At 49.8% G+C, this 26,633-nt stretch carries 22 protein-coding genes; 4 read left to right on the top strand and 18 right to left on the bottom strand.

Annotated elements, in window-relative coordinates; genetic code table 11:
* Window positions 1-3: 3 nt before the first annotated feature.
* From dnaE to rpsB, 16 genes are all read right to left on the bottom strand, one after another.
* Entirely contained in the window at window positions 4-3,486 is a 3,483-nt protein-coding gene (dnaE, locus tag M979_RS21525; RefSeq protein WP_064556328.1) for a DNA polymerase III subunit alpha, read from the bottom strand.
* A gap of 38 nt (window positions 3,487-3,524) precedes the next feature.
* A complete protein-coding gene (rnhB, locus tag M979_RS21520) occupies window positions 3,525-4,121 on the bottom strand; it encodes a ribonuclease HII (RefSeq protein WP_064556327.1) in 597 nt (198 codons plus the stop codon).
* The gene (gene lpxB, locus M979_RS21515) at window positions 4,118-5,266 is read right to left on the bottom strand and encodes a lipid-A-disaccharide synthase (protein WP_064556326.1); all 1,149 of its coding nucleotides are present in this window, start codon (window positions 5,264-5,266) and stop codon (window positions 4,118-4,120) included. The genes rnhB and lpxB overlap by 4 nt, the downstream gene beginning before the upstream one ends.
* Window positions 5,267-6,055: an acyl-ACP--UDP-N-acetylglucosamine O-acyltransferase gene (gene lpxA, locus M979_RS21510; protein WP_034460846.1), complete on the bottom strand. Its 789-nt coding sequence runs from the start codon at window positions 6,053-6,055 to the stop codon at window positions 5,267-5,269. It abuts the gene before it with no gap.
* 3 nt (window positions 6,056-6,058) lie between these two features.
* Window positions 6,059-6,514: a 3-hydroxyacyl-ACP dehydratase FabZ gene (gene fabZ, locus M979_RS21505; protein WP_034460847.1), complete on the bottom strand. Its 456-nt coding sequence runs from the start codon at window positions 6,512-6,514 to the stop codon at window positions 6,059-6,061.
* A gap of 116 nt (window positions 6,515-6,630) precedes the next feature.
* Entirely contained in the window at window positions 6,631-7,656 is a 1,026-nt protein-coding gene (gene lpxD / locus M979_RS21500) for a UDP-3-O-(3-hydroxymyristoyl)glucosamine N-acyltransferase (protein ID WP_064556325.1), read from the bottom strand.
* Window positions 7,657-7,659: 3 nt separating this feature from the next.
* A complete protein-coding gene (skp, locus tag M979_RS21495; protein WP_034460852.1) occupies window positions 7,660-8,160 on the bottom strand; it encodes a molecular chaperone Skp in 501 nt (166 codons plus the stop codon).
* Window positions 8,161-8,281: 121 nt separating this feature from the next.
* Entirely contained in the window at window positions 8,282-10,699 is a 2,418-nt protein-coding gene (gene bamA, locus M979_RS21490) for an outer membrane protein assembly factor BamA (RefSeq protein ID WP_034460853.1), read from the bottom strand.
* Window positions 10,700-10,731: 32 nt separating this feature from the next.
* Window positions 10,732-12,084: a sigma E protease regulator RseP gene (gene rseP, locus M979_RS21485; RefSeq protein ID WP_064556324.1), complete on the bottom strand. Its 1,353-nt coding sequence runs from the start codon at window positions 12,082-12,084 to the stop codon at window positions 10,732-10,734.
* An 11-nt stretch (window positions 12,085-12,095) separates the two neighbouring features.
* Window positions 12,096-12,953 (bottom strand): phosphatidate cytidylyltransferase, encoded by an 858-nt coding sequence (cdsA, locus tag M979_RS21480; protein ID WP_034460855.1) that lies wholly within the window; start codon window positions 12,951-12,953, stop codon window positions 12,096-12,098.
* A gap of 18 nt (window positions 12,954-12,971) precedes the next feature.
* Window positions 12,972-13,724, bottom strand: coding sequence for a (2E,6E)-farnesyl-diphosphate-specific ditrans,polycis-undecaprenyl-diphosphate synthase (ispU, locus tag M979_RS21475; RefSeq protein WP_064556323.1), 753 nt, complete (start codon window positions 13,722-13,724; stop codon window positions 12,972-12,974).
* A gap of 186 nt (window positions 13,725-13,910) precedes the next feature.
* A complete protein-coding gene (gene ispC / locus M979_RS21470; protein ID WP_064556336.1) occupies window positions 13,911-15,110 on the bottom strand; it encodes a 1-deoxy-D-xylulose-5-phosphate reductoisomerase in 1,200 nt (399 codons plus the stop codon).
* A 109-nt stretch (window positions 15,111-15,219) separates the two neighbouring features.
* Window positions 15,220-15,777 carry a ribosome recycling factor gene (gene frr, locus M979_RS21465; protein ID WP_034460857.1) on the bottom strand — a complete coding sequence of 186 codons (558 nt, stop codon included), beginning with the start codon at window positions 15,775-15,777 and terminating at the stop codon, window positions 15,220-15,222.
* Window positions 15,778-15,938: 161 nt separating this feature from the next.
* Entirely contained in the window at window positions 15,939-16,664 is a 726-nt protein-coding gene (gene pyrH / locus M979_RS21460; RefSeq protein WP_034460858.1) for a UMP kinase, read from the bottom strand.
* 142 nt (window positions 16,665-16,806) lie between these two features.
* Window positions 16,807-17,658, bottom strand: a complete 852-nt coding sequence (tsf, locus tag M979_RS21455) for a translation elongation factor Ts (RefSeq protein WP_034460859.1) — start codon at window positions 17,656-17,658, stop codon at window positions 16,807-16,809.
* A gap of 152 nt (window positions 17,659-17,810) precedes the next feature.
* Window positions 17,811-18,536: a 30S ribosomal protein S2 gene (rpsB, locus tag M979_RS21450; protein ID WP_034460860.1), complete on the bottom strand. Its 726-nt coding sequence runs from the start codon at window positions 18,534-18,536 to the stop codon at window positions 17,811-17,813.
* Between the two features lie 311 nt (window positions 18,537-18,847).
* Between rpsB and map the strand changes: the two genes are divergently transcribed.
* The 4 genes from map to M979_RS21430 all read left to right on the top strand — a co-directional run bounded on the left by map (window position 18,848) and on the right by M979_RS21430 (window position 23,746).
* Window positions 18,848-19,642 (top strand): type I methionyl aminopeptidase, encoded by a 795-nt coding sequence (map, locus tag M979_RS21445; RefSeq protein ID WP_064556322.1) that lies wholly within the window; start codon window positions 18,848-18,850, stop codon window positions 19,640-19,642.
* A gap of 62 nt (window positions 19,643-19,704) precedes the next feature.
* Complete coding sequence (gene glnD, locus M979_RS21440; RefSeq protein ID WP_064556335.1) at window positions 19,705-22,377, top strand: bifunctional uridylyltransferase/uridylyl-removing protein GlnD; 2,673 nt, start codon at window positions 19,705-19,707, stop codon at window positions 22,375-22,377.
* A 45-nt stretch (window positions 22,378-22,422) separates the two neighbouring features.
* Window positions 22,423-23,247: a 2,3,4,5-tetrahydropyridine-2,6-dicarboxylate N-succinyltransferase gene (dapD, locus tag M979_RS21435; RefSeq protein WP_034461055.1), complete on the top strand. Its 825-nt coding sequence runs from the start codon at window positions 22,423-22,425 to the stop codon at window positions 23,245-23,247.
* Window positions 23,248-23,356: 109 nt separating this feature from the next.
* Complete coding sequence (locus tag M979_RS21430) at window positions 23,357-23,746, top strand: DUF3461 family protein (RefSeq protein WP_034460862.1); 390 nt, start codon at window positions 23,357-23,359, stop codon at window positions 23,744-23,746.
* Between the two features lie 31 nt (window positions 23,747-23,777).
* Here the strand turns inward: M979_RS21430 and M979_RS21425 are convergent, their stop codons facing one another.
* Window positions 23,778-24,935 (bottom strand): CdaR family transcriptional regulator, encoded by a 1,158-nt coding sequence (locus M979_RS21425; protein WP_064556321.1) that lies wholly within the window; start codon window positions 24,933-24,935, stop codon window positions 23,778-23,780.
* A 167-nt stretch (window positions 24,936-25,102) separates the two neighbouring features.
* Complete coding sequence (degP, locus tag M979_RS21420) at window positions 25,103-26,551, bottom strand: serine endoprotease DegP (protein ID WP_034460864.1); 1,449 nt, start codon at window positions 26,549-26,551, stop codon at window positions 25,103-25,105.
* Between the last annotated feature and the right edge of the window lie 82 nt (window positions 26,552-26,633).

Genomic DNA, 26,633 nt, shown 5'->3' with positions numbered 1-26,633 from the left:
GTATTAGTCAAACTCCAGTTCCACCTGCTCCGATCCTATCAGCGTGCGAAGCTCATTGAGCAAACGATCGCTTGGGGATACACGCCATGCTGCGCCAAAACGCAAACGCGCTCGTGCATCCGCTCTCTGATAGTAGAGATGTACTGGAATGGTCCCCGAACGATGGGGTTCCAGAGACTGACGGAGACGGTTCAAAAGCTGGTCATCAATTTGCCTGTCCGTCAGCGAGATAGCAAGCCCACGCGCATACTTTTCGCGGGCCTCGTCAATGTCCATTACTTCGCGAGCAGTCATTTTAAGGCCACCGCTGAAGTCATCAAAGCTGACCTGTCCGCTGACGATCAGGATACGGTCTTTTTCCAACAGATGCTGGTACTTTTCTAACGCATCTGTGAATAGCATCACTTCCAGGCGACCAGAACGGTCATCCAGAGTACAGATGCCAATGCGATTGCCGCGCTTGGTAACCATCACCCGCGAAGCAATCACCAGACCCGCAGCTGTGGTCATTTTACCACGTTCTGTCGGGTGCATCTCTTTCAGGCGCATGCCACCGACATAGCGCTCAATTTCTTTCAAGTACTGGGTGATTGGGTGACCGGTAAGATACAAGCCCAACGTTTCACGTTCACCATCCAGTACCACTTGCTCAGGCCACGGAACGACGCTGGCGTAGGACTGCTCAACCTGCTCCGGCTCATCAGCCAGAACACCAAACATATCCACCTGGCCGATAGCTTCGGCTTTGGCATGTTGGTCAGCTGCTTTAAGTGCATCGGGCAGCGCATTCATTAATGCGGCGCGATGCGGCCCGAGGCGGTCAAATGCCCCGGACATCACTAATTTTTCAAGGATACGTTTATTGAGTTTTTTAACGTCAGCTCGCGCACAGAGGTCGAATAACTCACGGAAATAACCACCTTCGTTACGCGCCTCAATTATCGCTTCAATCGGGCCTTCACCGACACCTTTAATCGCGCCGATACCGTAAACAATTTCCCCATCGTCATTAACGTGGAAATGGTACAGCCCGGAGTTAATATCCGGTGGCAAAATTTTCAGGCCCATGCGCCAGCACTCATCAACCAGGCCGACGATTTTCTCAGTGTTATCCATGTCAGCGGTCATTACCGCCGCCATAAACTCTGCCGGATAGTGCGCTTTTAGCCACAGTGTCTGGTAAGAAACCAGTGCATAGGCTGCTGAGTGAGATTTGTTAAACCCATAACCGGCAAATTTCTCTACCAGGTCAAAGATCTTAATCGCCAGTTCGCCGTCGATGCCACGAGACTTCGCGCCATCTTCAAACCCACCACGCTGCTTCGCCATCTCAACTGGGTTCTTTTTACCCATCGCACGACGCAACATGTCTGCACCGCCCAGCGAGTATCCCGCCAGCACCTGGGCAATCTGCATAACCTGTTCTTGATACAGGATAATGCCATAAGTTGGCTCCAGCACCGGTTTCAGGCTTTCATGCTGCCATTGAATATCCGGGTAAGAGATAGCTTCACGCCCATGCTTACGGTCAATAAAGTTATCAACCATGCCTGATTGCAATGGGCCTGGGCGGAATAATGCTACCAATGCGATCATATCTTCGAAGCAGTCAGGCTGCAGACGCTTGATAAGATCTTTCATGCCGCGGGATTCTAGCTGGAACACGGCTGTGGTTTCCGAGCGTTGCAGCATGTCGAAGCTTTTCTTGTCTTCGAGAGGGATAGCAGCGATATCAATTGGCTCTAAACCTTGCTTCGCCCGACGCGGGTTGATCATCTTCAACGCCCAGTCGATGATGGTCAGTGTACGCAAGCCGAGGAAGTCGAACTTCACAAGGCCCGCATATTCCACATCGTTTTTATCGAACTGGGTGACCGGGTTTTGGCCCTGGTCATCGCAATAAAGCGGAGCAAAGTCGGTAATTTTTGTTGGCGCAATTACCACGCCGCCGGCATGTTTACCGGCGTTACGCGTTACGCCTTCAAGTTTACGCGCCATGTCGATAAGCGCTTTAACTTCTTCGTCAGCTTCGTACATTTCTGGAAGCTGCGGTTCAACTTCAAACGCTTTAGCAAGCGTCATCCCTGGATCTGGCGGAATCAGTTTAGAGATACGATCGACAAATCCATAAGGGTGCCCCAGTACACGGCCCACATCGCGGATAACCGCTTTTGCCGCCATCGTACCAAAGGTAATAATCTGTGATACCGCCTCGCGCCCGTACATTTCGGCGACGTGATCGATTACCCTATCGCGTTTTTCCATGCAGAAGTCGATATCGAAGTCGGGCATCGATACACGTTCCGGGTTAAGGAAACGTTCGAACAGCAGGTCAAATTCCAGCGGATCAAGATCGGTAATTTTCAGAGCATAAGCAACCAGTGAACCCGCACCAGAACCACGCCCAGGCCCTACCGGCACGCCGTTGTCTTTGGACCACTGGATAAATTCCATAACGATCAGGAAGTAGCCTGGGAAGCCCATCTGGTTAATAACTTTAAGCTCAATATCCAGACGCTCGTCATACGGCGGTCTTTTTGCTGCACGCTCTTCAGGATCTTTGAACAAGAATTCCAGACGATCTTCGAGCCCTTCTTTTGACTTCATGACCAGGAAGTCTTCGGTCGACATATCGCCAGTTGGGAATTGCGGCAGGAAGTACTCACCCAGACGCACGGTAACGTTACAGCGTCTGGCGATTTCTACGCTGTTTTCCAGTGCTTCCGGAACGTCTGAAAAGAGTTCACACATTTCCTCTTCGGTACGCAGATACTGCTGCGAAGAGTAATTACGTGGGCGTTTCGGGTCGTCAAGGGTAAAGCCATCGTGGATAGCAACGCGGATTTCATGGGCATCAAAATCTGTAGACTCAATGAACCTTACATCGTTGGTTGCCACGACCGGCAAACCACGCTCATCGGCTAATGCGACGGCAGCATGCAAATAGCTTTCTTCATCAGGACGACCTGTGCGAATCAGTTCCAGATAGAAGCGATCGGCAAAATACTGCTGATAGAATTCCAGGCACTGATCAAGCTGTGCCGTATTTCCACGCAACAAATTTTTGCCAATATCCCCCATGCGCCCACCAGAAAGAAGGATAAGCCCTTCGTTCAATTCGGCAAGCCAGGCGCGGTCGATAATTGGGCCCGCTGCGCCATAACCGCGCTGATAGGCTTTGGAGATTAACAACGTCAGGTTTTGGTAACCGACGTTGTCTGCGGCAAGCACGGTCAAATGGCTAAGCTCATCGCCCAGCAATTCATTGGCAACGTTAAAATCTGCACCAATAATCGGCTTAAGTCCTGCGCCATGAGCAGCACCATAGAATTTCACCAGCCCACAGAGGTTGGTAAAATCAGTGATAGCAATTGCTGGCATCCCCATCGCCGCGGCTTTCTTCACCAATGGAGCTGTTTTTGCCAGGCCATCAACCATGGAGTAGTCGCTGTGCACTCGCAGGTGCACGAAACGTGGTTCAGCCATTTCTCATTCCGTTTAGATGTGTAACGTACGTCCGCAAATCAGGACGCCAGTCCGAGAGCGCGTTTGACCGGAGCAAAGCTACGACGGTGGTGTTCAGTCGCACCATGCTCTGCGAGCTTTTCCAGATGAAAAGCAGTGGGGTAGCCTTTGTGTTGGGCAAAACCGTATTGCGGAAAAGAGAGATCAAGCTCTGCCATTTCACGATCGCGCGTCACTTTGGCAATTATTGATGCAGCACTTATTTCTGCAACCCGGCTGTCACCTTTTACCACCGCCAAAGAAGGCATCGGCAGTGCGGGGCAACGGTTACCATCAATCAATACATATTCAGGAACCACGCGCAGGCCAGCAACAGCACGCTGCATCGCAAGCATGGTGGCATGCAAAATGTTTAACTGGTCAATCTCTTCTGGCTCAGCACGGCCAAGACTCCATGAAAGCGCCTTTTCGACGATTTCATCGTAAAGTGCATTGCGACGTTTTTCAGAGAGTTTCTTAGAATCAGCAAGGCCAATGATAGGCTTTTCTGGGTCGAGAATCACCGCAGCAGTGACGACTGCACCAACCAGTGGGCCGCGCCCCACTTCATCAACACCTGCTACCAAGTGCGTATGAGGGTAAATAAATTCAATCATTGTGCAAGCTCCAGCACAGCATCAGCCGCTTGTTCATCGGCATTACAACGAATCTGCTGGTGCAGGTCGCGGAAGGTGTCGTGCATTTGGTGGCTCTGCACACCATCTTCAAGCAACGGGGCAAGCACCTTTGCAAGCGCATTAGGCTCGCACTCATCCTGCAATAACTCTTTAACCAGCTCACGACCGGCCAGCAGATTTGGCAGTGAAACGTAATCCGTTTTGACCAGGCGCTTTGCAAGCCAGAAGGTGAACGGCTTCATGCGATAACCAACCACCATCGGGCATTTCGCCAGCATGCATTCAAGTGCCGCTGTGCCTGATGCCAGCAAGGCGGCATCGCTTGCGACCATCGCTTCGCGCCCTTGCCCGTTAAGCAAGTGCATCGTCAGGTCAGGAGCCACTTCAGCTTTGATACGCTCGAACTGTTCGCGACGTTTCGCGTTAACCAGCGGAACGACAATTTCCAGCCCTGGAAAACGCTCGCGCAGTAAAAGAGCTGTTTTCAGGAAATCAGCGCTGAGCATCTCGACTTCTGCACCACGGCTTCCCGGCAACAACGCCAGGCATTTAGCCTCTGGGGAAATACCCAGAGTCGCGCGTGCAACATTTTTATCAGGATCAAGCGGCATCGCATCAGCCATGGTATGACCGATAAAGCGGCAGGGGACATTAAATCTGTCGTAAAACGCTTTTTCGAAAGGCAGAAATGCGAGCACTAAATCTGTTGCTCTGCCAATTTTGAAAACACGTTTTTGGCGCCACGCCCAAACAGAAGGGCTGACGTAATGAATTGTGCGAATACCCTGCTTTTTAAGATTGCCTTCCAGCGTGATATTGAAATCTGGTGCATCAATACCGACGAAAACATCTGGCTGCAACTCGGTGAAGCGGCGTGTGAGATCGGCTCGAATATGGAGTAACCGGCGCAGACGACCGAGCACTTCTACAATGCCCATCACTGCCAATTCTTCCATCTCATACCAGGCTTCGCAACCTTCGGCCTGCATCAGAGGCCCTGCAACACCAACAAAGCGAGCATCAGGAACACGAGCTTTGAGGGCGCGAATCAGACCTGCACCAAGAATATCGCCGGAAGTTTCTCCGGCGACCAGGGCAATCGTAAGCGGACGACCAGGTTTCATTTAGCGAATCAGACCACGAGTTGAACGGGCAAAGAATTCAACGAATGCGTTCACTTCTGGATGTTGCTCGGCAATCTCAGCAATTTCAGGCTTCGCTTCTTCGAAGGTTTTCCCACTGCGGTAGAGAATTTTATATGCGTTACGAACAGCGTGTATCGCTTCTCTGGAGAAACCGCGGCGTTTCAGGCCTTCAATGTTTACGCCGAACGGCGTTGCGTGGTTGCCCTGCGCAATAACATACGGTGGGACATCTTGCGCCACACCAGAACAACCGCCCACCATCACGTGCGCGCCGATAATGCAGAACTGGTGCACAGCGGTCATGCCACCAATAATTGCGAAATCATCAACAGAAACGTGACCAGCGAGAGTGGCGTTATTTGCGAGGATGCAGCGGTTACCGACAGTACAGTCATGCGCTACGTGAGCGTTGACCATCAGCAAGTTATCGCTACCCACCTTCGTCAAACCACCGCCCTGCTCTGTTCCTCGATGGATGGTGACGCTTTCGCGAATGCGGTTGCGATCGCCAATTTCCACACGAGTCGGTTCACCGGCATATTTCAGATCCTGGTTAACTTCACCAATGGACGCGAACTGATAAATTTCGTTATCACGGCCAATAGTCGTATGACCATTTACCACAACATGAGATTTCAGAACGGTACCTTCACCGATTTCAACATGTGGACCAACAATACAAAACGGACCAATATGAACATTAGCGCCTATAACGGCACCGTCTTCCACAATGGCTGATGGATGAATAAAGGCGGATTTATCAATCACGTATTAACTCTCCCGGCTGCGGGCACACATCATAGTTGCTTCGCAGACAATTTTACCGTCAACAGTTGCCACGCCCTTAAAACGCGTCAGACCACGGCGGGTTTTCTCGAAGGTAACTTCCATGATCATCTGGTCACCAGGTACCACTGGGCGTTTGAAACGCGCTTCGTCAATACCAGCAAAGTAGTAAAGCTCACCAGGTTCCAGCTTCCCAACGCTTTTGAACGCAAGAATACCGGTGGCTTGCGCCATCGCTTCAAGAATCAGCACACCCGGGAAAATCGGTTTACCAGGGAAATGGCCCTGGAAAAACGGCTCGTTTACTGTGACATTTTTTACTGCACGTAAAAAACGTCCTTCTTCAAAATCCAGCACGCGGTCTACCAGCAAGAACGGGTAACGGTGCGGCAGAAGTTCCAAAATCTCTTCGATGTGCAGAGTATGAGTGTCGGTAGTCAAGATACTCTTCCTGTCTAAATGTACCAAATGACAATAATAACACGGCCTGCGACTATCTCGGGATAGGTAGCAGGCCGCAAATCAGTAAGCACTAACGCGTCTTGGGCGGGTGACTTTTAGTCTTGTTGATTGATTTTTTTCTCAACGGATTTCAAGCGCTTGCTGATCTCGTCGATATTCATCACCAACGCGGCTGTTTTACGCCACACTTTGTTCGGCTGTAGTGGAATACCTGAGGAGTAAACCCCCGGCTCTGTGATAGGGCGCATTACCATGCCCATTCCGGTCACGGTGACTTTATCGCAGATTTCCATATGGCCATTGATAACACTGGCACCACCAATCATGCAGTAACGACCAATTTTCAGGCTGCCTGCCATGATCACACCGCCAGCAACGGCAGTATTGTCGCCAATCACAACGTTATGTGCAATCTGGCATTGATTATCAATGATAACACCATTGCCAATAATCGTGTCGTCTAGTGCGCCTCGGTCAATCGTTGTACAAGCACCGATCTCGACACGATCGCCAATGATCACACGGCCAAGTTGGGGGATCTTCACCCAATTGCCACGATCGTTAGCGTAACCAAAACCATCTGAACCGATGACGGTACCAGACTGAACCAGGCACTGTTCACCAATCTGGATTTCATGGTAAATCGACACATTCGCCCACAGGCGGGTGCCAGCACCAATTTTGGTGTGTTTACCCACGAAACAGCCTGCACCAATCACAACGTTATCGCCTAGCACAACACCAGACTCGATAACCGCATTTGCGCCAATGGCGACGTTATTACCCAACGTCGCAGTTGCATCAATAACAGCACTTGGTGCGATATTTTGAGCTGGTTGCGGCGTCGAATCAAGGAGTTGCGCCATGCGAGCATATGTGAGGTAGGGGTTCTTCACTACCAATGCAGCGCTATGTGCGAAAGGGAGGTCGGCTTCAGTCATAACGACGGCAGAAGCCTGGCAAACAGCCAATTGCTCACGGTAACGTGGGTTAACCATAAACGTAATTTGGCCAGCCTGGGCCGTTTGCATAGATGCAACGCCGGTGATGACGAGATCGCCATCACCGTGCAAATCTGCATCCAACTGCTGGGCTAAATCAGCCAGTCGAATTGAAGACATTACTTATTTAACCTGTTTCAGAACATCTGAAGTGATGTCTTTAACACTGCTGCCTGCATATGCAACGGTGTTAGCATCCAGAACTACGTCGATGCCTTTGTCATCAGCAACTTTCTTCACTGCGCTCTGAATACGAGTAACCAGTTTGCCACGCTCTTCGTTAGAGCGACGTTGACGATCTTGTTCGAATGCCTGAGCTTTAGTTTGGAACTGCTGGCGCTGAGCCATCAGATCTTTTTCAGCTTTGCTGCGGTCAGCAGCTTTCATGGTAGAACCATCGCGTTGCAGCCTTTGCATTTTGGACTGCAGGTCGCCTTCCATATTCTGCAACTCGCTTGCGCGGCCTTTAAACTCGTTTTCAAGAGTTTTAGACACACCGGTGCTCTGTGCTACCTGTTGGAACAGGTTGCCCATGTTTACTACAGCAATGCTGTCAGCTGCTTGAACGCTGGCAGATGCAGCCATAGCGAGGCCAAGACCTGCGGCAAATAACCACTTTTTCACAATAAACTCCTTACCATCCCGAATGTGTCCGAAGACACTCTTTTTTGCGTGTGCCAGTTCTGCATTTAGCGAACTGGCATCAACGCTACACTGCTTTTATGCAATCCTTCGCGCGGAACAGTTACCAGGTTTTACCAATGTTAAACTGGAACTGTTCTGCTTTGTCGCCTTCGTATTTCTTGAACGGTTGGGCATAAGAGAACACCAACGGCCCCAGCGGTGACATCCATTGCAATGCGACACCTGCTGACATACGAATATTACTTGGGTCACTGTAGTCCGGCACCCCAGCGTCTTTCATTTGCTGAGTATTTTGCCAGTTAGTATCCCAAACAGTACCGGCATCCACGAACAGAGAGGTACGAACAGAGTTCGCGTACTTCTCGCTCAGGAATGGCGTTGGCGTGATAAGTTCAAGACTTGCCACCGCCATTGCGTTACCACCGACAGCATCGTCAGAACTACACACTTCGTTTGACGAAGCTTTGTTACAGTTATCTGTATCATTGCCGCCGTAATAAACAGCTTTCGGGCCAATGTTATTAGACTGGAAACCACGAACAGTACTGGAGCCACCGGCATAGAAGTTTTCATAGAACGGCATCTCTTTACCGCCCAAACCATCACCGTAACCCCAACGAGTCCGCCCTAACATTACCCAGGTATGATCTTCATTAATTGGGAAGTAGCTTGCCGTATCCAGCGTCACTTTATAGAACTCGTTATCAGAGCCTGGTACGGTAACTTTACCGTTCAGGTTCACACGCGAACCTTCCGTTGGGAAGTAACCACGGTCAAGTTTGTTGTACGTCCAGCCATAGTTCAGCGTGAAGTCATCTGCGGCAAACCCGTTGTTATCAGAGTTTTTATCAGCCGATTGGCCGACTGAATCCAGATAACGCCACATCGCAACCTGCGGTTGCATGTTGGACAGGTCGTTATGCACGTAACCTAAGCCCAGGCGCAATGTGTTGTTTTCGTTAACCGGGAAGCCAAGCGTTCCGTCCACACCATAACTTGTATTGGTGTAGTCAGAAAGATCCGCATCATCAGCTTTAAAGTCATTGTAGAAGACACGGCCGCCGAGGCTCACACCATCAACTGTAAAGTATGGATCGGTTACCGACAATTCAGCATATGTCTGATAATCGTTTTTGGTACCGTTGATACCAACCGAGTAACCTGTTCCTAACCAGTTATCCTGCTGGACACCGACCTGGAAGCTGATACCACTTTCAGTACCGTAACCCACACCAAAGTTGAAGCTACCGGTATTACGCTCTTTAACTTTGTAGACTACATCAACCTGGTCAGGGCTACCTGGCACACGTTGTGTATCAACATCTACAGTTTCGAAGTAACCCAAACGATTCAGACGATCTTTACCGGAGTTAACAAGATCGCTACCCAGCCAGGTCCCTTCCATTTGGCGCATTTCACGACGCAGGACTGAATCTTTACTGGTGTCGTTGCCTTCGAAACGAATTTTACGCACGTAATAACGGTTACCTGAATCAACGTTCACATGCAGCTTAACGGTCTTATCTGCATCATTGATCTCAGGTTGCGTTTGCACACGCGGATAGGCGTAACCATAACGACCCAACAGTTTCTTGATGTCGTCTTCCATCTTGGTCACTTTGGTGCCGTTATAAAGCTCACCTGGTTTGAGTTTAGTCAGCGTTTCAATTTCTGCTGAGTGCCCTGCCAGATTGCCGTTCACCGTCACGCCAGCAATCTTGTACTGATCGCCTTCGGTCACGTTGATGGTAACGTAAATGCTTTTCTTATCAGGCGTCAGACTGACCTGCGTGGAATCGATGTTGAATCGAGCATAACCACGGTCCAAGTAGTAGCTGCGCAGTGTTTCGAGGTCACCGGCAAGCTTCTGTTTCTGATATTTACGATCGCCCACCACGTTCCACCATGGCACTTCATCACGCAACTGGAAATGCGAAATGAGTTCATCAGTCGTAAACGCATGGTTGCCTACGATGTTGATTTGCTGAATTTTGGCTGAAACGCCTTCCTGGAATACCAGTTTCAGGTCAACACGGTTACGCGGCAATGGCGTAACAACGGCTTTCACGCTGGCACTATACTTACCAACGCTGTAGTAGAAATCTTCCAGCCCTTTTTCAATATCAGCCAGGGTCGTTCTATCCAGTGATTCGCCGACACGCACACTAGAAGCCTCGAGGTTCTGCTTGAGCATGTCGTCCTTCACGGACTTGTTACCGGAGAAGGTAATACTCGCGATTGTCGGGCGTTCTTTCACCTGAACAACTAACGTTTCGCCATCACGAAGTACCCGGACATCTTCGAAGTTCCCGGTAGCAAACAGTGAACGAATAGTATTACTGATATCCTCGTCAGAGACAGTATCGCCTACGCGAACCGGCATGCTGAGGAGGGCCGCACCGACGGCGACTCGCTGCAGGCCTTCGAAATGAATATCCTTCACCACGAACCCGTCTGCACCGTATACGGTGGCGCTGCTAAACAGCAGCGACGCTATGAGCAACTTTTTCATCGCCATCGTTGTTATGCGTTCTTCCTAACCTATTCTCTCTAAAACCGAGAGAAATCATTGAAAAGTGCAAGCCCCATCAACAGCACCAGCAATATAGAGCCAATGCGGTAACTAAAGTCTTGAACTCGCTCGGAAACCGGCCCACCCTTCAGCTTTTCAATCGCCAAAAAGAGCAGATGCCCCCCGTCCAGAACGGGTAACGGAAACAGGTTGATTATCCCCAGATTGACGCTAATCAGCGCCAGGAACATCAGATAGTAAATCAACCCAGATTCCGCTGACATCCCTGCCCCTTGAGCTATAGAGATTGGCCCACTGAGGTTATTCAGTTTGATGTCACCGGTTATTAATTTTCCCAGCATATTGACTGTAAGCTTCATCAGTTGCCAGGTTTTATCCGTGGCTTCCGCGACAGCAGCAAACGGCCCATACTGGCGTACTGTTTTATACTCATCAGGCAGTGGGATAACCTTTGGTACTACCCCCGCAAACCCTTCAGCCTTCGCTTTACCCGGTTTTGTATCCGGTATCAGCGTTAAAGACAAGAGCGCCCCTTGTCTTTCTATTTCTAGCTCCAGTGGGTGACCTGGATTGTCACGCACCTGACTAACAAATTCTGTCCACTGAGCAAGTGCCGAACCGTTGACTTTAACGATCCTGTCCCCGCCTTGCAAACCCGCTTTGCTCGCAGCGGAATTGGGCTGTACTTCTTGTAATACCGTTTCAATTTGCGGGCGACGCGGGCCGATGCCTAATGAAGTGATCGGATCCTGCTTTTCAGGCTCAAATTGCCAGTGGCGCAAATCTAGAGTTTTCTCACTTTTCAGATTTGAACCTAGTGGTGCCAGCGTAAGATTAACACTGTCATCACCAATCTTTGCCATCAACTCAAGTTGAACCGATTCCCAGTCAGGCGTTTCGATACCATCTATCGCTTTAAGTTCCATGCCTGGTGCAATTTGTGCTTCGGCTGCTATCGAGTTGGGCATTACTTCACCAACAACCGGACGAACACCAGGGACACCGATGATAAACACCAGCCAGTAGGCAAACACGGCGAAGATAAAGTTAGCAATAGGGCCGGCAGCAATAATTGCAGCACGTTGAGAAACGGTTTTGTTATTGAAGGCCTGATGGCGTAGTTCCGGCGTAACCGGCTCAACACGCTCATCAAGCATTTTGACATAACCACCTAGTGGGATCAGGGCGATTACAAATTCGGTACCGTGGCGATCGGAACGACGCCAGAGCGCTTTACCAAAACCAATGGAAAAGCGCTCTACTTTGACGCCACAGCGGCGAGCTACCCAGAAATGACCGAACTCATGCACGGTAATTAAGACACCCAGTGCGACAATAAACGCAGCCAAATTCCAGAGTAAGCTCAGCATATAACCTTCCGTTAAATCGTCCTGAATACCAGCAATAACAGACAGGCAAATACCGGTACTGCTGCTGTGAGGCTATCAATGCGGTCAAGGATACCACCATGACCGGGGATCAGGTGACCGCTATCTTTAATCCCTGCTTCACGCTTAAACATACTTTCGGTTAAATCGCCCAATACTGAAGCAAGAGCAGCTATAACCGAACAGGTCAACAGAATAGCCGGTGACACATCCAGATTCGCCCACATGCCGAACAGTACGGAGATAATCGCAGAAGTGAACAACCCACCAAAGAAGCCCTGCCATGTTTTACCCGGAGACACTTTCGGCGCTAATTTGTGTTTGCCAAACATTTTGCCAAACATATAAGCACCGGAGTCAGCTCCCCAGACTAGAACCATCACATACAACAGCCAGATTGAACCGGTGTAGTGGTTAATCTCGTAATGCCAGTTACGTAATACAATCATGCCCCAGAAAAACGGCACAATCGTTAATACGCCAAACAACAGACGCAACACTTTTGAGTTACGCCAGATTGATGCAGAACCTGGATAAAACAACACCAGTAACAGCGCGGCAAACCACCAGGCAAGTGATGCCCATAGCGAAGCCTCAATCAACGGAATATGAACCGTACGCTGGTATTCAGGTAATGCATAAAGCATTAATGCCAGTAACAGACCACACAACACGGCAAGCCAAACACGTTGAGAACGCGCTTTAAAACCTGCCAATTGTCCCCATTCCCAGGCTGCCAGCATACATACCACGAGGGTTGTAATAGCAAATCCTACTGGTGGAAGCCAAAATAACGCGGCAATAACCACCGGGATTAAAATAAACGCAGAAAGCAGGCGATACTTCAGCAAAAGTGACCCCCAACAGGCTTACTCACTACCAGGTGCTGTGCCGCCAAAGCGACGCTCTCGATTTGCAAAAGCATTTAATGCACCTTCAAAGTCTTGTTCATCGAAATCAGGCCAAAGAACATCAGTGAAATAAAGTTCTGCGTAGGCAATCTGCCAAATCAGAAAGTTACTAATACGATGCTCTCCCCCTGTCCTAATTACTAAATCTACGGGAGCCAGTTCATTCATGCAGATTTGCTTACTCAGCATCTCTTCATCAATCTGGTCTGGACGTAGTAAGCCTTCTTGTACCTGTTCGGCAAGATGCCGCACACCTTGAATAATATCCCAACGCCCGCCATAGTTCGCGGCAATATTGAGAGTCAAACCTGTGTTGGCACTCGTTAAGTCTTCGGCTTTTTTGATACGTTCTTGCAGGCGAGCATTGAATCGGCTGATATCGCCGATAATACGCAAACGGACATTGTGACGATGCAAACTTTTGACTTCACTGTCTAAAGCCCACACAAACAACTCCATTAGTGCGCTAACTTCTTGAGCTGGACGATTCCAGTTTTCACTACTAAAAGCATAGAGCGTAAGCGCATCTATACCATTATTTGCCGCAAAACTTACCGCCCGGCGAACAGATTTCGCCCCCGCCTTATGGCCGGAAACCCTCATCTTCCCTTGTCGTTTCGCCCAGCGACCGTTGCCATCCATAATAATGGCAACATGGCGTGCGCCATGTCCGGATTGTGTTTCGCTTAATTGTTGGTTTGCAGACAACATAACGCGTAATTATTCCCAGATAAGGATTAAGCGGTACTCAGAATGATCTCAGCTTTTACATAAAAAAGCCGTGCTATAACACGGCTTACCAATCTTTCAGTCAGTTATTCCTGGCCGAAAGATGGCGCAGACTATATCACTGAAGCACAAAGCTAACAAATAGAGGCATATCAGCTGAATAAATAATCATCGGGAAGCGATGCGCGTCACCAAATCTCGGGCAACCTCGCGTGCTTTCGCATCAACAGCAAGAACCTCTTCCACGCTCTTCGGCTCAGTCAATTCAACACTATCAAGGACTGCGCGATTTAAGGAAGCAATGTCTGTAAAACGTAGCTGTTGTTGCAAGAAAGCTTCAACCACAATTTCATTTGCAGCGTTCAGTACGGTCGTTGCAGCTTGCCCCTGCTCAAATGCTTCCATCGCAAGCTTCAGGCAAGGATAGCGATGATAGTCTGGTTCCATGAAGGTGAAAGTACCAATTTTACAAAAATCGAGTGGTTCAACACCTGACTGCACGCGCTCAGGAAATGCCATGGCGTGTGCAATAGGCGTGCGCATATCTGGAGCGCCTAACTGCGCCAGCACACTACCATCACGATAACGAACCATCGAGTGGATAACCGACTGCGGATGTATTAGCACTTCCATTTGTTTCGCTGAAGCATTGAAAAGCCAACGAGCTTCAATGTATTCGAGACCTTTGTTCATCATGGTGGCCGAGTCGACTGAGATTTTACGTCCCATCGACCAGTTCGGATGGCTACAAGCCTGGTCCGGAGTCATTGCTGCCAGTTCGCCTAAAGGCGTCTCACGGAATGGGCCACCTGACCCGGTAAGAATAATTGACGAAACGCCATTACCCTCAAGTTCAGCGTACCCGAGGTTTTGCTGAATTGTTTCCGGCAAACTCTGAAAAATTGCGTTGTGTTCGCTGTCGATAGGCAGAAGCTGAGCATGGCTTCGTTGTACAGCATCCATAAACAGCCGCCCACAAGTCACCAGAGCTTCTTTATTTGCCAGTAATACTTGCTTGCCCGCAGCAATCGCCGCAAGAGTGGGTAACAGGCCGGCAGCGCCAACAATAGCCGCCATAACCTGATTCACTTCATCCAGCGCCGCCATTTCACAAGCTGCCTGCTGCCCGGCCAGAACTTCAGTGCTACTCCCTTGCTCTTTAAGCAAACGACGTAACTCTCCAGCAGAAACTTCATCATCCATTACTGCCCAGCGCGGCTTGAACTCCAGGCACTGCTCAGCCATGCGCGCGACATTTTTCCCGGCTACCAGGGCGGTGACGGAAAAGTTATCAGGATTATGACGAACAACGCTAAGGGTACTGGTACCGATAGATCCGGTAGAGCCGAGAATGGTCAGTTGCTTCATGGGGCGCTCTGGAGTTTTAGTATGAATAATCAAATAAAAAACGCCGTAGACAATAATCGTGGCATGAGCCACGGCTTGCATACGGCGTTTGATCCGTCATCTCAACGGATTAGAACTGCATCAACTCAGCTTCTTTCTCAGCAAGCGCAGCATCTACTTTCTTGATAGCAGCATCAGTCATTTTCTGAACGTCGTCCTGAGAACGGCGATCGTCATCTTCACTGATTTCTTTATCTTTCAGCAGCGCTTTCACTTTGTCGTTAGCATCACGGCGAACGTTACGAACCGCCACACGTGCGCCTTCAGCTTCGCCACGTACAATTTTGATCAGATCTTTACGACGTTCTTCAGTCAGTGCCGGTAGTGGAACACGAATGTCGGTACCAGCAGAGCTTGGGTTCAGACCGAGGTCGGAAGTCATGATCGCTTTCTCAACGGCCTGGCTCAGAGAACGGTCAAACACGTTGATCTTCAATGTGCGAGAATCTTCAACCGTTACACTTGCCAATTGGCGCAGTGGAGTCGGGGTGCCGTAATACTCCACAATGATACCGTCCAGCAGGGATGGAGAGGCGCGGCCGGTGCGGATTTTACTGATTTGGGTTTTGAATGCTTCTACGCATTTTTCCATACGCACTTCGGCATCTTTTCTGATATCGCTAATCACGTTACGAATCCTTGAAAACTGGTTTAGGGCAGACCACACTTCACGCCGCTATGCAGACGCTGCGAGCTAAGTATAGCCCTGTTTATTCATGGCGCCCGTTGGGGTTCGCCTGTTACGACTGTTTGAAACTGAATCTTACCCTGATTAAGCATCGACTGAAATTATTCAGTGATTAAAGTGCCTTCTTTTTCGCCCATAACCACACGGCGAAGTGCACCCGGTTTGTTCATGTTGAAAACACGAATCGGCAATTTGTGATCGCGGGCAAGCGTGAACGCAGCCAAATCCATCACTTTCAGCTCTTTATCCAACACTTCGGTATAAGTCAGTTGCTCATAAAGCGTTGCAGTAGGATCTTTAACAGGATCCGCAGTAAACACGCCATCTACTTTCGTGGCTTTCAGTACCACGTCCGCTTCAATCTCAATACCACGCAGACACGCAGCAGAGTCAGTAGTAAAGAATGGATTACCGGTACCGGCTGCCAGGATAACTACGCGGTTATTGCGCAGCAAGCTGATAGCTTCTGCCCAGCTGTAGTTATCACATACGCCATTCAATGGAATAGCAGACATCAGGCGAGCGTTCACATAGGCGCGATGAAGCGCATCACGCATTGCCAGACCGTTCATTACGGTTGCCAGCATGCCCATGTGGTCGCCCACAACACGGTTCATACCGGCTTTTGCCAGGCCTGCACCGCGGAATAAGTTGCCACCACCAATCACCACCCCGACCTGAATACCCAATTCAACCAGCTCTTTAATTTCCTGAGCCATACGATCAAGGATGCTTGCATCAATACCGAAGCCTTCGGTACCTTGCAGCGCTTCGCCGCTTAGCTTGAGCAGAATGCGTTTGTAGACAGGTTTTGCATTGGTAGCCATGATTCTTTCCTGGGAACAGTCAACGAATGGGGATGGTAAATTCAGGCGACATAATGTCGCATATCAACAAGATCTGTATCAGAGCAGGCTGATTTTTAAAGCCAGATAAAAAGGAACCGCCAATTGGCGGCTCCTTTAAAAATTAAGACTGCTTGGACATTGCAGCAACTTCTGCTGCGAAGTCAGTCTCAACTTTCTGGATGCCTTCGCCCACTTCAAAGCGGATGAAGCCATTTACATCAGCATTATGCTCTTTCAGCAGCTGACCAACAGTTTTGCTTGGGTCGATGACGAAAGGCTGACCAGTCAGAGAAACTTCACCGGTGAATTTCTTCATGCGGCCTTCAACCATTTTCTCTGCGATTTCTTTCGGCTTGCCAGACTGCATAGCGATGTCGAGCTGAACCTGGTACTCTTTCTCAACAACTTCAGCAGACACGTCTTCTGGCTTAACGAATTCTGGCTTGCTTGCAGCAACGTGCATAGCGATTTGCTTAACCAGCTCTTCGTCAGCGCCTTTAGCTGCAACAACAACACCGATGCGAGCACCGTGCAGGTAGCTACCCAGAACATCACCTTCCAGAACTGCAACACGACGAATGTTGATGTTCTCACCGATTTTAGCAACCAGTGCAACACGCTCTTCTTCGAACTGTGCTTTCAGTACTTCGATATCAGTAATTTTGCCTGCAGCAGCAGCGTCCAGCACTTTGTCAGCAAATGCCTGGAAACCACCATCTTTAGCAACGAAGTCAGTCTGGCAGTTAACTTCCAGAATCACAGCATAGCCGTCTGCGATCTTAGTTTTGATCACGCCGTCAGCAGCTACGTTGCCTGCTTTCTTAGCCGCTTTGATCGCACCAGACTTACGCATGTTTTCGATTGCCAGCTCGATGTCGCCATTAGCTTCAGTCAGTGACTTTTTGCAATCCATCATGCCTGCGCCAGTACGTTCACGCAGTTCTTTTACCAGAGCAGCAGTAATATCAGCCATTCTAAAATCCTCGGTTATCTCGTAGAGAGAGATAAGCCCTGGTCCACGGAATAGACGAACCCTGGCTCAAAATAAAAAGGGGGCCTGAGACAGGCCCCCTAACCAAACTATTCAATACCTGGTTAATAAGGGCTCAATGAGAGCGAACCTTATTATTCAGCTTCTACGAAGCTTTCTTCTGCCTGAGAAGCCAGATCCTGAGAGCGGCCTTCACGAACGGTAGCAGCTACAGCACCCAGATACAGGGTTACAGCACGGATTGCATCGTCGTTACCAGGGATAACGAAATCAACGCCATCTGGATCGGAGTTAGTATCAACGATAGAGAATACTGGGATACCCAGGTTGTTCGCTTCTTTGATTGCAATGTGTTCGTGATCAGCGTCGATTACAAACAGAGCATCCGGCAGACCGCCCATATCCTTGATACCACCCAGGCTGTTTTCCAACTTCACCAGCTCACGGGTACGCATCAGTGCTTCTTTCTTGGTCAGTTTGTCGAAGGTACCGTCCTGAGACTGGATTTCCAGGTCTTTCAGACGTTTGATGGACTGACGAACAGTTTTCCAGTTAGTCAGCATACCGCCCAACCAGCGATGGTTCACGAAGAACTGATCGCAGCTCAGAGCAGCTTCTTTTACTGGTTCGCTTGCAGCACGCTTAGTACCAACGAAAAGGATTTTGCCTTTACGAGAAGAAATCTTGCTCAGCTCAGCCAAAGCTTCGTTGAACATAGGTACAGTTTTTTCAAGGTTGATGATGTGAACTTTGTTACGAGCGCCGAAGATGAAAGGCTTCATTTTCGGGTTCCAGTAACGGGTTTGGTGACCGAAGTGAACACCAGCCTTGAGCATGTCGCGCATGGAAACAGTTGCCATGATTAAAACCTCTATATAAAAGTATGGGGTTAAGCCTCCACGTATCCCATATTACCGACCCCAAAGGGCACCCCGGAATATGTGTCGATACGTGTGTGTTATTTACACAAAGTGAGAGTGTTGGCTGTACCCGAAAAATCGGAATACAAGTCCGGCGCGCTTTATACCATAAAACAGACCCGGACTCCAATAGTTGTTAGCAGATAGTGCGCACACTGATTCTCGATTTGGCACCGATCGTAGGCCCTGATAACATTGACCTACACCTGCTCAATTATTGTCGCTAATGACGACACCTGCGGATCGAATTAATGGCTATCTCAATTAAAACACCTGAAGAAATCGAAAAAATGCGCATCGCGGGCCGACTTGCCGCTGAAGTGCTGGAAATGATTGAACCCCATGTACAACCGGGCGTTAGCACTGGTGAACTGGACCGTATTTGTAACGATTACATCGTTAACCAGCAGCAAGCTATTTCCGCGTGCCTGGGTTACCACGGCTTCCCAAAATCAGTGTGTATCTCTATTAACGAAGTGGTCTGCCACGGCATTCCTGATGACGCTAAGATTTTGAAAAATGGCGACATCGTCAACATTGACGTCACTGTCATCAAAGACGAATACCACGGTGACACCTCAAAAATGTTCATCGTCGGTAAACCGACCATTCTGGGTGAGCGCCTGTGCCGTGTTACCCAGGAAAGCCTGTATTTGTCCCTTCGCATGGTAAAACCAGGTATTCGCCTGCGCACTCTGGGTGCTGCAATTCAGAAATTCGTCGAAGCTGAAGGTTTTTCTGTGGTTCGTGAATACTGTGGACACGGTATTGGCCGCGTATTCCACGAAGAACCACAGGTGCTGCATTACGATGCTGATGACGGTGGCGTAGTGCTACAACCGGGCATGACTTTCACCATCGAGCCGATGGTGAACTCTGGCGATTACCGTATTCGTACCATGAAAGACGGTTGGACAGTGAAAACCAAAGATCGCAGCTTGTCTGCACAATACGAGCATACTATTGTGGTGACAGATAACGGCTGCGAGATTCTCACTTTACGCAAGGATGACACCATCCCCGCGGTGATTTCGCATAACGAGTGATATGCCTGGCGAAAGTCAGCAATCGAAGCCGGCTTATGCCGGCTTTTTTTATGGATGGCGACATGACACCGAGCTTACCCGAGCAGTACGCAACCACTGTGCTTCCTGAGATTTCCGGGCAACCTGAGTACCCCGTCAACTGGGCAGATTCAGAGCTTAATTGCGCCGAAATTAAAGCCCGCCTTGACACTTTCCAGCAATGGTTAGGAACAGCATTCGACGACGGTAATTCCGCCGAAAAACTTATCGATGCCCGCACCGAGTTTATCGACCAGTTACTGCAACGGTTATGGGTAAAATACGGTTTCGGTGATGTTACTGAAACCGCACTTGTCGCGGTGGGCGGCTACGGACGCGGAGAACTCCATCCGTTATCTGACATTGATTTGTTGATACTCAGCCGTAAACGTCTGAGCGAACCGCAATCCCAAAAAATCGGTGAACTTCTCACGCTGCTGTGGGACGTAAAGTTAGAAGTCGGGCACAGCGTACGCACGCTTGAAGAGTGCCTGCTTGAAGGTCTGTCTGATTTAACGGTTGCCACCAACCTGATTGAGTCGCGCTTACTGATTGGCGATGTCGCCCTCTTCCTTGAACTGCAAAAACACATTTTCAGTGACGGCTTCTGGCCATCCGCCAAATTCTTTGCTGCAAAAATTGATGAGCAAAATGTTCGTCATCAGCGTTACCACGGCACAAGTTATAACCTCGAGCCAGATATCAAAAGCAGCCCCGGCGGTTTGCGTGACATCCATACTTTGCAATGGGTCGCTCGTCGCCACTTTGGCGCCACATCCATGAGCGAAATGGTCGGTTTTGGTTTTTTAACCGAAGCGGAAAGAAATGAACTGGATGAGTGCCAGCACCTACTGTGGCGTATTCGCTTCGCTTTGCATCTCGAAGTGAATCGCTATGACAACCGTTTGTTATTCGACAGGCAGCTCAGCGTTGCTCAGCGTCTGGATTACAACGGTGAAGGCAACCAGCCAGTCGAACACATGATGAAAGATTTCTATCGTGTGACCCGACGCGTCGGTGAGCTTAACCAAATGCTGTTGCAGCTGTTTGATGAAGCGATTCTTGCGCTAGATGCCAGCGAAAAACCGCGCCCATTGGACGATGACTTCCAGTTACGTGGCACGCTTATCGATCTGCGTGACGAAACGCTATTTATGCGTGAACCGCAGGCCATTTTGCGCATGTTTTACATGATGGTGCGTAACCGTGACATCACCGGAATTTATTCAACCACCTTACGCCATTTGCGCCATGCACGTCGCCATTTAGTACAGCCGCTTTGCTACATTCCAGAAGCGCGCGATCTCTTCCTCACGATATTGCGCCATCCCGGTGCCGTGAGCCGCGCTTTACTGCCAATGCACCGCCACAGTGTGTTGTGGGCGTATATGCCGCAGTGGTCGCATATTGTCGGCCAGATGCAGTTTGACCTGTTCCATGCTTACACGGTCGATGAACACACCATTCGCGTACTGCAAAAACTGGAAAGCTTCGCGAAAGAAGAAACCCGCCCGAAGCACCCACTATGTGTGGATCTCTGGCCCCGTCTGTCGCATCCGGAGCTGATCCTGATTGCAGCCCTGTTCCATGATATCGCCAAAGGTCGTGGCGGGGATCACTCCGTTCTTGGCGCTCAGGACGTCTTAAAATTTGCCGAACTGCACGGCCTGAACTCACGCGAAACACAGCTCGTCGCATGGCTTGTGCGCCAACATTTGTTGATGTCAGTCACCGCGCAGCGCCGTGATATCCAGGACCCGGAAGTCATTAAGCAGTTTGCCGAAGAAGTGCAGACTGAAAACCGCCTGCGTTATCTGGTTTGCCTGACCGTCGCTGATATCTGTGCGACCAACGAAACCTTGTGGAATAGCTGGAAACAGAGCCTGTTGCGTGAGCTCTATTTCGCTACCGAAAAACAGCTGCGCCGCGGAATGCAAAATAGCCCGGATATGCGTGAGCGTGTGCGCCACCACCAGCTTCAGGCGCTGGCGTTGCTGCGTATGGATAATATCAACGAAGAGGCGCTGCATAACATCTGGCGTCGCTGTCGGGCGAACTATTTTGTTCGCCACACCCCAAATCAAATCGCCTGGCATGCGCGCCACTTGCTGAAGCACGACCTCAGCAAGCCGATGATTTTGCTTAGCCCGCAGGCAACACGGGGGGGTACCGAAATCTTCATCTGGAGCCCTGACCGCCCTCACCTGTTTGCCGCCGTTTGTGCCGAGCTGGACAGGCGCAATCTCAGCGTTCATGACGCACAAATATTTACGACGCGCGATGGCATGGCAATGGATACCTTTATTGTGCTGGAGCCGGATGGCAGTCCGCTTTCCGCCGACAGGCATGATCTTATCCGCCACAGCATTGAACAAGCCATTACGCAGACCAGTTGGCAAACACCTCAGCCGCGCCGCCAGTCTGCCAAACTACGTCACTTTACCGTCGATACTGAGGTGAATTTCCTGCCAACGCATACCGACAGAAGAACGTTCCTGGAGCTGATAGCTTTAGATCAGCCAGGTTTACTGGCTCGTGTGGGAGAAGTGTTTGCCGATCTCGGAATTTCGCTTTACGGGGCCAGAATTACGACAATTGGCGAGCGAGTAGAAGATTTATTTATAATAGCCACCGCCGACCGGCGTGCTCTTAATAATGAGTTGCAAGAGGAAGTACAGCAACGGTTGACAGCGGCCCTTAATCCAAACGATAAATAACAGTCTGTTAATTTCGTCACAATCAGGAAAATGTTCACAATGCCAATGCAGCAGCTACAAAATGTAATTGAAACCGCTTTCGAGCGCCGCGCCGAAATCACTCCGGCAAATGCTGATACCGTCACTCGTGAAGCGGTAAACCAGGTCATCTCCCTGCTCGACAGCGGTGCGCTGCGCGTTGCCGAAAAAATTGATGGCCAGTGGGTTACCCACCAATGGCTGAAGAAAGCCGTTCTGCTCTCTTTCCGTATCAATGACAACCAGGTTATTGATGGTGCCGAAAGCCGCTACTTCGATAAAGTGCCGATGAAATTCGCCAACTATGACGAAGCACGCTTCCAGAAAGAAGGCTTCCGCGTTGTGCCACCAGCGGCCGTTCGCCAGGGCGCATACATCGCACGTAACACCGTTCTGATGCCGTCTTACGTCAACATCGGTGCATACGTTGATGAAGGCTCAATGGTTGATACCTGGGCGACTGTTGGTTCTTGTGCGCAGATTGGTAAAAACGTTCACCTGTCTGGTGGCGTCGGCATCGGTGGTGTTCTGGAGCCATTACAGGCTAACCCAACTATCATCGAAGATAACTGCTTCATCGGCGCGCGTTCAGAAGTTGTGGAAGGCGTTATCGTTGAAGAAGGCTCTGTGATTTCTATGGGCGTTTACATCGGCCAAAGCACGCGTATTTATGACCGTGAAACCGGCGAAGTGCATTACGGCCGCGTACCAGCAGGTTCCGTGGTTGTTTCCGGCAACTTGCCATCTAAAGATGGTAAATACAGCCTGTACTGTGCAGTTATCGTGAAAAAAGTCGACGCGAAAACTCGCGGCAAAGTTGGAATCAACGAGCTGCTTCGCACTATCGACTAATAAAATGTGTAAAAGGCGGGCTTACCCGCCTTTTTAACATTTAGGGCTAGCGGAAAAGGATTTTTCCGTTAATTATCTATAGGTTAATGATATCGCAAAAGGTCACACTATGTACGATAACTTGAAAAGTCTGGGTATTACCAATCCTGATGAAATCGATCGTTATAGCCTCCGGCAGGAAGCCAACAACGATATCCTGAAAATCTATTTCCAGAAGGATAAAGGCGAGTTTTTCGCTAAAAGCGTGAAGTTTAAATACCCACGCCAGCGCAAAACTGTCGTTGCCGATGGCGTCGGCCAGGGTTACAAAGAAGTGCAGGAAATCAGCCCGAATCTGCGCTATGTAATTGATGAATTAGATCAACTTTGCCAACGAGATCGCACTGAAGTGGATCTGAAACGCAAAATCCTCGACGATCTTCGCCATCTGGAATCGGTGGTTGCTCATAAGATCAGTGAAATTGAGTCCGATCTTGAAAAGCTAACCCGCGGTAAATAATCCAAAAGGGCCGGAATCTCCGGCCCTTTTCTTATCGTTGCTCATCCAGCTGCAACGCCACATACAGCAACAATCTATCGTCAAAACTCCCTAAATCTAACCCTGTTAATTCCGAAATACGGTTAAGCCGGTATTCGAGCGTATTACGATGAATAAACAATGCTTTAGACGTTGCAAGTGGCTGCACGTTGTGTCGGAACCACGCGCTTAACGTTCGGCGCAACAGTCCGTTGTTATCCATTGATTTCAGGCGAGCTAAAGGGCGTGCCAGTTCATTCGCCTGCCAGCCACCACGCAAACTATCCAGCAGCACCGGCAGCATCAAATCCTGGTAAAAATAGCCCCGACTTTCCGGCATACGCTGTTTGCCGACCATCATGGTAGTGCGAGCGGTTCGGTACGAGCGCGCAATACTTCCAGGGCCAGTAAAATAGTTGCCCAGCGCGACACGGAAGCGTAGTTGACCATTTTCTTTCATGCGGTTGATGAGCTGTTCCACTCGCTTACGGTGGTCTTCTGCATCCCAACGGCCAAAGGGATTTAGCGCAGGCTTCAGCACCACCATCTCCGTTAACGACACAATAGCTATCAAATTATTCCGCTCAGGTGTCGTTAATGCAGTTTGCAGTTGCTGTAACTCTTCCATAGCGCTTTCCACGCCAAGCTGCCCACTATCGACCTCCACCACGGCGACCACACGAGGTTGATTCAGATCGATACCCAAACGTTGTGCCCATTCACTCAACGCAGGTGTCTGTTCTTCGGCCTGAATCAAATTCATCACCAGTTCTTCACGCAGACGTGTGTCCTGGGCCAGCAAGTGCATCAGACGAGATTGTTCAAGCATCATCTCCGCCGTCATACACACCAGCTCACCATATTTACGCAACGAGCCAGGCTCTCCAGTCAGACCGATAACACCGACAATTTCACCTTCGATGCGTAGCGGCAGGTTAATCCCCTGGCGTACACCGTGCAGATGCCGGGCTACGGCATCATCAATATCAACCACACGCCCCTGAGAGAGCACCAGCAATGCACCTTCGTGCAATTCACCAATACGTTCTTTATCACCGCTGCCAATAATTCGACCACGCGCATCCATCACGTTAATGTTGGTATCAATAATGGTCATGGTGCGCGCCACAATGTCCTGCGCCATTTTGGTATCAAGGTGCCAGCCAGCCATGTGTCCTCCTGAGTCGTGCTAATGGCCTAGCATAGGCGAGATAGATCGCCTCAGCATTGTGCGAATGCACAAAGCACAGCTGAAGAGTATGGAGTTGTGGTAAGGCTCACAAAAAAGGGCCGCGATTTGCGGCCCTGATGGTTTAAGGAGAACTTAGTAGCAATTAATTACTGCATCAACAGATAGATGGTGCTGTCGCCACGCTGAATATTAAGCGCCATTACTGACGGCTTGGTGTCCAGAATTTTGCGCAGCTCAGCGATGTTATTAACAACCTGCTGGTTAACACCAATGATAATATCGCCTTTTTTCAGGCCAATACGCGCAGCAGGGCTATTACCTTTAACGTTATTGACGATGACACCCTTCTCATCTTTACCGCTGCGGTTACTCATTTCAGCACCTTCAATACCAGTAAAGATGGTGGCAGAGTCGACCTGAGTCTGGCTGCTTTGTTGCAGTTCCAGATTGACTGAAACGGGTTTGCCATCACGCAACAGGCCAAGTGTCAGTTTACTGCCGACTGGCATAGAGCCCACTTCCGCGCGCAAGGCCGCGAAGCTGCTAATTGCTTTACCGTTCATGGAAACCACAACGTCACCGGCTTTCACCCCCGCTTTCGCAGCAGAAGAGTTCGGCATAACCTGGCTGACAAATGCACCACGTTGCGCATCAACCTTCATCGCTTTTGCCAGTTCAGAGTTCAACTCGGTACCCATGATACCCAGCTCACCACGCTTAACTTGACCATACTGCACCATCTGCGCGGTCAGGTTTTTCACCATGTTGCTTGGGATAGCAAAACCGATACCGATGTTGCCACCGTCTGGTGCCAGAATCGCAGTGTTAATCCCGATCAGTTCACCATTAAGGTTAACCAGCGCACCACCGGAGTTACCACGGTTGATTGCCGCATCGGTCTGGATAAAGTTCTCATAGTTTTCAATGTTCAGGCCACTACGACCCAAGGCTGAAACAATACCGGAGGTCACAGTTTCGCCCAGACCATATGGGTTACCGATAGCCACGGTGTAATCACCAACGCGCAGTGCGTCGGAGTCAGCCATTTTTATTGCAGTCAGATTTTTCGGGTCCTGCAACTGCAACAGTGCGATATCAGAACGTGGATCTTTACCTACCACTTTTGCTTCGAACTTACGTCCATCGCTCAGGGATACCTGGATTTTTGTCGCATTATCAACAACGTGGTTGTTTGTCACCACATAGCCTTTAGCTGCGTCAATAATTACACCAGAACCCAGTGCTGCAAATTTCTGTTGCTGACCGCCGCCCTGAGGGCCTTCTTCACCCGGACCAGCCTGGCAGAATGGAGAGCTCTGGAATGGAGAGCCTTCCTGACAGAACGGTGAATTATCACCAAAGAACTGCTGGAAGTTACGCCCCATACGTGGCGTATTAACCGTAGTGCTACCCTCAACGTTAATACTCACCACGGAAGGCATCACTTTTTCCAGCATTGGCGCAAGACTTGGCATAGGTTGCGCTGCGGTTGCAGGTACAGAAGAAGCGGTCTCTGCCGCAATTGCAGATACAGGACTCAGCGCCATACTCAGGCTAAGAGCCAGCGCGCTCATTGCTAAAGTTGTTTTTTTCATCGATTTCAGTCTCAAGTTAATAAGTCACGCAAAATTGCTGTGTAGGCCAATATAGAGTGACAATTGAGGCGCTAAGTTCCGC

Origin of the sequence: Buttiauxella noackiae ATCC 51607 (assembly GCF_001654865.1) — a bacterium.
Lineage (GTDB): Bacteria > Pseudomonadota > Gammaproteobacteria > Enterobacterales > Enterobacteriaceae > Buttiauxella > Buttiauxella noackiae.
The sequence above is the reverse complement of the archived record's forward strand: the minus strand, read 5'-3'. Positions and strand labels throughout refer to the sequence as shown.